At 69.5% G+C, this 2,893-nt stretch carries 2 protein-coding genes and 1 rRNA gene; 2 read left to right on the top strand and 1 reads right to left on the bottom strand.

Going from position 1 to position 2,893, the window contains the following annotated elements; translation table 11 throughout:
- Positions 1-914: RDD family protein (locus KS423_RS42470; protein WP_224285048.1), on the bottom strand; the 914-nt coding region annotated here is incomplete at its 3' end.
- 292 nt (positions 915-1,206) lie between these two features.
- Between KS423_RS42470 and KS423_RS42465 the strand changes: the two genes are divergently transcribed.
- The gene (locus KS423_RS42465) at positions 1,207-2,211 is read left to right on the top strand and encodes a stage II sporulation protein M (protein WP_224285047.1); all 1,005 of its coding nucleotides are present in this window, start codon (positions 1,207-1,209) and stop codon (positions 2,209-2,211) included.
- Between the two features lie 585 nt (positions 2,212-2,796).
- Positions 2,797-2,893, top strand: a 16S ribosomal RNA gene (locus KS423_RS42460); the annotation flags it as partial.

Genomic DNA, 2,893 nt, shown 5'->3' with positions numbered 1-2,893 from the left:
GCCGCGGGCTGTGCCGGCAGACCGAGGACCCGGACGGGCCGTCCGTCGGCCGGGCCCGCCGGCGCCGCAGGGAGCGGACCGGAGGCCGGACGGGGAGCGGGCACCTGGGCGGGGGCCGGCTGGGCAGGTACCGGCCCGGCCGTCCGCAGCTGCTCCTGGGCCCGCATCCACTCCCGCCGCTGGCGCTCGGTGAGCACCGCGCCCAGGTACGCCGACGGGTGCAGCCCCGGCGCGATCGGGTGGCCGATCAGGGCGGACAGGTCCTCGGCCAGCCGGGAGGACATCCGGTGCATCACCGCCGGGTCCAACTGGCCGATCCGGCCCAGAACCTGGCGGATGGCCAGCCAGAGCGGCTCCGGCACGGCGGACAGGTCCATCGCGACCAGCTCGTGGCCCATCGCCTGCAACAGGTGCGGGTGCACCGGCGGCAGCGGGGAGGCGGAGCCGCCCGCCCCCGGGGTGCGCTCGCGGACGACCACCGTCCCGGCGAAGATGTCGCCGAGCCGCTTGCCCTCCGAGTGCACCGCCGAGGTGATCACGGCCGGGGCACCGGTCAGCACGATCATCTCGAAGAAGCCGACCAGCCCGCGTACCAGCGAGTGCCGGAACCGCACCGGCCCGCCGTCGGTGCGCACCACCCGCAGGCCGAGCGCGGCCTTGCCGAGCGAGCGGCCGCGGGTGAGGGTCTCGACCATCACGGGCACGGCCACCAGGAAGAACACCGTCAGGCCGATCGTCGTGGCGGCCAGCGCCGCGTTGTCGATGCTGATCAGGGCGAGGCTCAGCAGCAGCGTGAACACCAGCAGGGCGGCGAACTCCACCAGCAGGTCGATCACGATCGCCAGTGCCCTGCTCGGAAGCTTCGCCGTCTGGAGGCCGAGAACGACCGCCTCACCCGTCACCAGGTCGCTCAAGACACCTGTCCGTTCACGTTCTTGGAGCCCGTACGGCTCGCCCATGAAGATTCGCTCCTGGGAGCGCGACAGTGCCGGGGGAGGGAATCACCCCGGATCGGCTCCCCGTGACCCGCTCTCCGCAGTCTGATCCGCAGCCGCAAACATACGGGGCCCGGTGGGCGCACGGGAAGTGAGATCCCGACGGCCGCGGTGGCGGCCGCTGCTGGCATGCTGGGCCGCACGTGTCCACCCGGACCCGCCCGCCCGCGCATGCACGTCCGCGCCCGCCGCCGATCATGGAGCCGCCGAAATGGACCTGGACGTCTTCGTCGCCACCCACCAGGGGGAGTGGGCCCGGCTGGACGCCCTCGCCCGCCGGCGCCGGCTCAACGGAGAGGAGGCCGACGAGCTGGTCACGCTCTACCAGCGCGCCACCGGCCACCTCGCCAAGGTCCAGGCCGCCGCGCCGGACCCGGCCCTGGTGAGCCGGCTGACCGGACTGGTCTCCCGTGCCCGCAGCGCGGTGACCGGCGCCCGGACCAACGGCTGGCAGGACGTCGCCCGCTACTACACGGTGAGTTTCCCGGCCGCGCTCTACCGCGCGCGCCGCTGGTGGGTACCGGTGGCGATCGTCTCGATGGCGGCCACCGCACTGCTCGCGTGGTGGATGGCCACCCACCCCGAGGTCCGCAACAGCCTGGTCGCGCCCGAGCACCTCCAGGAGCTGACCCGCCCCGGGGGCCAGTACGAGGCCTACTACTCGGACCGGCCGGCCAGCTCCTTCGCGGCCCAGGTCTGGACGAACAACGCCTGGATCGCCGTGCAGTGCCTGCTGTTCGGGATCGCGCTGGGCATTCCGGTGCTCTACGTGATGTGGACCAACGTGGTCAACCTCGGCATCGGCGTCGGACTGATGGCCTCAGCCGGGCGCCTCGACGTCTTCCTCGGCCTGCTCATTCCGCATGGCCTGCTGGAGCTGACCGCGGTCTTCGTGGCAGGCGGTCTCGGTCTGCGCCTCGGCTGGACCGTCATCGACCCCGGCCCGCGCACCCGCTCGGTGGCACTGGCGGAACAGGGCCGAGCGATCATCGGAATGTCGATCGGCCTGGCGACGGTACTGGCGGTCTCCGGTGTCCTCGAAGCCTTCGTGACCCCGTCCGGCCTGCCGACCTGGGCCCGTATCTCCGTCGGCGTGCTGGCCGAGGTGGCCTTCCTCCTCTACGCCCTGGTGCTGGGCCGGAGGGCCGCCGAGGACGGAGAGTCCGGCGACCTGGATGCGGCCGACCGGGCGGACCTCCAGCCCGTCGCAGCCTGAGCCGGCGTGATCAACAGGTGTCTGACCTGCTACTCTTCTACCCGTCCTGGCCAAACCATTGACGTGGTGAGGGTGGGCTAGTAGGTTTGAACGGTTGGGACTGACTGGACAACGGTCGGACCCGGGCGTTAGTGTCTACGACACCGCCGAATCGAGGCGAGCGCATTTCACGAATGTGCGCCCTCCGACGAAGCAAATCCCGCGGACTGAACACCCCGAAGCCTTTGATAGGCTCCTGGACGAAGTTCGCAGGAAATCCCGCCAGTGGGAATCGGATGAATGAAACTCCGGAAAACGGAGCGGAAAACGTCTGATAAGCTGGAAACACGAAAGAACGAAGCCCGGAGGGCCCGCTGGAAGGCGGTCCGAAGGAAGCGTCCGTTCCTTGAGAACTCAACAGCGTGCCAAAAGTCAACGCCAGATATGTTGACATCCCCGGCCTCGGTCGTTTGATCGGGGTTGGAGATTCCTTTTGAAATAACACTAGCGAGGACGCAGTGCGCGGGGCCGCCTTATTCCGGTGGTTGCCGTGCCGCTCAACGCGGGTGTGAACCGGCCCTACCTTATGTCGGGGCCGAGTAAACATTCACGGAGAGTTTGATCCTGGCTCAGGACGAACGCTGGCGGCGTGCTTAACACATGCAAGTCGAACGGTGAAGCCCTTCGGGGTGGATCAGTGGCG

Source organism: Streptomyces sp. LS1784 (assembly GCF_020103755.1).
Classification (GTDB): domain Bacteria; phylum Actinomycetota; class Actinomycetes; order Streptomycetales; family Streptomycetaceae; genus Kitasatospora.
This window is presented reverse-complemented; position numbering and strand designations above follow the sequence as displayed.